At 57.3% G+C, this 4,216-nt stretch carries 5 protein-coding genes; 1 reads left to right on the top strand and 4 read right to left on the bottom strand.

The annotated features are described in order from the left end of the window. The 4 genes from AC52Q4_RS07285 to AC52Q4_RS07270 all read right to left on the bottom strand — a co-directional run. On the bottom strand, positions 1-329 hold a 329-nt coding region (locus AC52Q4_RS07285; RefSeq protein WP_495536139.1), incomplete at its 3' end, for a hypothetical protein. A gap of 409 nt (positions 330-738) precedes the next feature. Next, a complete protein-coding gene (gene ligD / locus AC52Q4_RS07280) occupies positions 739-1,656 on the bottom strand; it encodes a non-homologous end-joining DNA ligase (protein WP_495536138.1) in 918 nt (305 codons plus the stop codon). 1 nt (position 1,657) lies between these two features. Next, a complete protein-coding gene (ligD, locus tag AC52Q4_RS07275) occupies positions 1,658-2,665 on the bottom strand; it encodes a non-homologous end-joining DNA ligase (RefSeq protein WP_495536137.1) in 1,008 nt (335 codons plus the stop codon). Beyond that, the gene (locus tag AC52Q4_RS07270; RefSeq protein WP_495536136.1) at positions 2,662-3,258 is read right to left on the bottom strand and encodes a DNA polymerase ligase N-terminal domain-containing protein; all 597 of its coding nucleotides are present in this window, start codon (positions 3,256-3,258) and stop codon (positions 2,662-2,664) included. The genes ligD (AC52Q4_RS07275) and AC52Q4_RS07270 overlap by 4 nt, the downstream gene beginning before the upstream one ends. Positions 3,259-3,485: 227 nt before the next feature. On the opposite strand from AC52Q4_RS07270, the gene AC52Q4_RS07265 reads away from it, so the two are divergent. Next, the coding region (locus AC52Q4_RS07265; RefSeq protein ID WP_495536135.1) for an ATP-binding cassette domain-containing protein at positions 3,486-4,216 on the top strand (731 nt) is incomplete at its 3' end.

Raw genomic sequence — 4,216 nt, 5'->3', positions numbered from 1 at the left:
GCTAGAGCCTCGGGCTGCTGATCACCCAACCTGGAATAACTCTGAACGAACATGTCTGATGCAGCAGCACCAGGCAGGCAGTCATCGGCTTCAAGCACACAGCATTGCGCCTTGTCAGAGGTTGGCGCCTGGCCATTCTCATGCGCGTGGCAGGGTCCATGACCCTGTTGACTACCGGAGCTACCAATTGTGGCAAGAGTGGAAGAGCCAGGCAGGCAGCTATGGAATATGGGGCCATTGAACAGCCCCAGGAACATTACCAGAACAAGCAAATGCCTTAAGGCGATGTGGCCCGCTTGCCTGTTTATATTTTTTTTCAAATATTTCAAGAAACTAGTTCTCTTGGTAGCCAAATCCGCCTGCGACTGATTCCAATATATAAGCTCAATAATAATAGATATTAAATATGTATTATTTGTCTTACATCAATAAATTGTTCATGTAATGGGTGCTGGTTGTAGAAGGCCACGCCTGTGCTACAGGCCGGACATTCTCCCAAACGGCATTACGGATGACCCCTATTCGGAAGCAGCTACTCTTTATCGCTGTCTTCCCCAAATTTTTGGATATAATTAAATAAAGGGCAGGGCAACAATCCCGTCCGGACTGCAACTAAAGGCTTTAGTCAAATAATCGAAAAACGTGGTCTGTCCCCTATTTACGCATCAAAATTGACTTCTTCGCCAGTCTTTACACCAAATTGCTCTAGAGTGGGGAGAGGGGGAGCCCGGTGATCGCTCAGTTCTGCTGTATGTGATCCAGGGCCTTGCGTGCGCTGCCGGGGGATGCGGCATGCTGATGGATCTCAGCCCAAGGATCGCCCATTTGACCCAGCCTGCGCATGATATTCCTCAGATGCCAGCGCTGCGGATCGAGTTTGCTGTTACCGAGCTCCGTTAGATTCAGAGGTGTGGCAATAGGCGCACCAGGTTTGGCGCGCACCGCGTACGGCATGACGCCGGTCTGGCCGTAGGCGTTGCGCATCACATCGAGGTAGATGCGGCCCCGTCGCTTGTTCTTGCGCTGCTCGACCGTGAGCTGCTCGGCGTGGCGTTTTGCCAGCAGCGCTGCCATGTCCTGGGCGAGTGCGCGTACCTTGTCAAAGCCGCTGTCGGCGCGCAGCGGCGCGACTACGTGCAGACCACGCGAACCCGTGGTCATGACGAAAGGGGTGAGCCCCAGTTCCTCCATCAACTCGGCGACCTGACGGGCGGCGCGGCGCACCCCGGTGAAGTCCCCGTCAGCGGGATCCAAATCAAAGATCAGCCGGTCTGGCTTTGACAGCCGCGGCGCGCGGGACAGCCAGCCATGCGGAGTGATGACAGCCTGATTGGCTAGATAGACTAGCGTTGCTTGGTTGTTGCACAGCACGTGCTCGACCGGCTCGTCTTCGTCGTCGGCCCGTGCTGTCTTGCGCGTTTTGATCCAGTCCGGGAAGTAATCGGAGGCCTCCTGCTGATAGAAGCCATCCTCGTCGATGCCGTCGGGAAAACGGTGTAGCGTGAGCGGCCGGTTCTTCATGTGCGGCACCATCAGTTCGGCAACCTTACGATAGTAGTCGATGAGATCGCCCTTGCTGATGCCGCTGTCCGGAAACAGTACCTTGTCGGTATTTGACAGCTCCACGCTGTAGCTGCCGAAGTGCAGCACGTTCATGTCAGATTGGCTCCTCGCGCATCACCTTACGCGCCGGCTTGTCGCAGCGCAGACCAAGAAAACGCGGGTGGCGTAGACGACCTTCATCGGTCCATTCGGTGAAGCCGATCTGAACGACCAGCTTCGGCTTGACCCAGTGCACGTCGCTGCCGGTCTCGTCGGGGGTTTCCGCATACGGACACTCATCCTGCGCAATCGACTCAAGTTTCCCGCCCAGGTCTTCGAGCGTTTGGTCATCGAAGCCGGTGCCGACCTTGCCGGCGTAGCGTAGCGCATCGTTCTCATAATAGCCGAGCAGCAGCGCGCCGAAGCCGATGCGGCTGCCCCTGGGGTCCGTGTAGCCGCCCACCACCAGCTCCTGCTGGTTCACGCACTTGAATTTGCGCCAGCTGCTTGAGCGGCTGTGCGCATAGCTGCTATCAGCGCGCTTAGCGATGAGACCTTCCCAGCCCTTGCTGCAGGCCTGTTCGTAGAGCGCCTCGCCCTTCTCGTTGTGATGGACGGTGAAACGCAACGGGTCATTAAACTCGAACTCCTGCCGCAGCAGCCCCTTGCGCCTGCGCAGCGGCAGTCCGGTAATGTCCCAGTCATCCAGATAGAGCAGGTCGAACAGGTAAAGATAGACCTTGATACCGCTGGCGCGTGCCTCGTCGGGGTCTTTGATGCCTATACGCCCCTGCAGGCGCGAAAAGCTGGTCGTGTTGCCCTTGAAGGCGACGATCTCCCCATCGGCGATGTAGTGCGCCGGCGGCTGGCGGCTAAGTGCCTCAACTAACTCCGGATAGGTGTCGTTGAGATCCTGCTGGTTGCGCGAGAGGATGTGCAGCCGGCTCTTGCGCCGGAACGCCAGGCAGCGCTCGCCGTCGAGCTTGCGCTCGAAGATCCAGTCCGGGGAGGAGAAGCGCTCATGGGTGAGCGTGGCCAGCATGGGCTGGGTCCATTTGGGCATGGTCTTGCGCTGCAGTGCTTCGCGTTCGTCGTCGGCAAGGTCCTCACGCCAATTACTCATCCCTCGGGTGCTTCCTCTTCGGCAATGTCTTTAAGACTGCGCCCGGTCTTCACCGACCGGGGCTGAGTACTGGTGGGCCGGCGGCGGGCATCGGCGTGCTCGTCGTCCATCTTGATGATAAGCCAGCGCGGCTTCTTGCCACTCTGGGTGCGTTTGAGGGCATACCCCCCACGCAGCTTCTCGCCTTCGAGAAACACTTCGATGAGGCCGTTGTCCAGCGCATCCTCCATGCTCTGACTGTGCGGCCCCTTGCGCGCGCGCAGGTTGCGGTATGTGCCCGTGTCCCAGACCATGACTGTGCCGCCACCGTATTCACCTTCCGGGATGACGCCCTCGAAATCGACGTAGTCGCGTGGATGGTCCTCGGTCTGGATGGCGAGCCGCTTGTCTCCGGGGTTGGTCGACAGGCCTTTCGGCACCGCCCAGGACACCAGCACGCCGCCGAACTCCAGGCGGAAGTCGTAGTGCAGGCTGGAGGCGTCGTGCTTCTGGATGACGAAGGTCCGTCCGCCCTCACTGTGCTCGCTACCGGGAGGCTCGCTCGTTTTACTGAAATCGCGCTTGCTCCGGTAGGTTTTGAGCTTGTCGTTCATGGTTGGGTATCCAACCTGGTTGAAGGGGATTTCACACTCTTTGCCAATTTTACATAATATGTATTATGCGAAGTCATATGTGTGCGGAGCCCATACAGTTGGAACTGTGATATCACCGCTGGCGGCCCATGATGCTCCCTGGCGACGGATGGTTCAGGCCTGTTAAGTAATAGCATGTGCTGATCTGTATCAATGTTCCGGCCATTACAGCAGCTTAGTATGAATGGATGGCTCATTCCGAACCCAAAATCATTGTCGAAAACCTATACAAGGTTTTTGGCCATGCGCCGAAAAAAGGTATCGAGGCTGCCAATCGTGGTTTGTCCAAGGAGGAGATCCATGAACAAACCGGCCAACTCGTGGCCGTACGGGATGCCAGCTTCACGGTCAATGAAGGCGAGGTTTTCGTCGTCATGGGATTGTCGGGTTCTGGCAAATCCACTCTCGTCCGCCTGCTCAACCGTCTGATCGAGCCTACGGCCGGCAGCATTGTCATTCAAGGCCGACAGGTGAGCTCGATGCGCCGAAAGGCATTAATAGAATTCCGCCGGCGCCATATTTCGATGGTGTTCCAGTCATTTGCCCTGATGCCCCACCTGACGAACCTGGAAAATGCCGCCTTCGGTCTCGACATTGCCGGCATTCAAAAAACGGAACGCTTGCGGCGGGCCCACGAGGCTCTGGCTACTGTCGGTCTTGATCACTACGCCAACAGTTTCCCCGGTGAACTGTCCGGCGGTATGCAGCAACGAGTCGGACTCGCGCGCGCCCTCGCCCTGGAACCGAGCATCATGCTCATGGACGAGGCCTTTTCGGCGCTGGATCCCTTAATCCGTACGGATATGCAGGAAGAACTGCTCCGGGTTCAGCGCGAACGCAACCTTACGATTGTCTTTATTTCACACGATCTTGATGAAGCCATTCATATTGGTGATCGCATTGCCATTATGGACGATGG

It is taken from the genome of Nitrococcus sp., from assembly GCF_059432795.1.
This window is presented reverse-complemented; position numbering and strand designations above follow the sequence as displayed.

Bases quoted from the DNA above. Each gene is read 5' to 3' on its own strand.
- ligD (WP_495536138.1), bottom strand. From the start codon at position 1,656: ATGAACGTGCTGCACTTCGGCAGCTACAGCGTGGAGCTGTCAAATACC.
- ligD (WP_495536137.1), bottom strand. From the start codon at position 2,665: ATGAGTAATTGGCGTGAGGACCTTGCCGACGACGAACGCGAAGCACTG.
- AC52Q4_RS07270 (WP_495536136.1), bottom strand. From the start codon at position 3,258: ATGAACGACAAGCTCAAAACCTACCGGAGCAAGCGCGATTTCAGTAAA.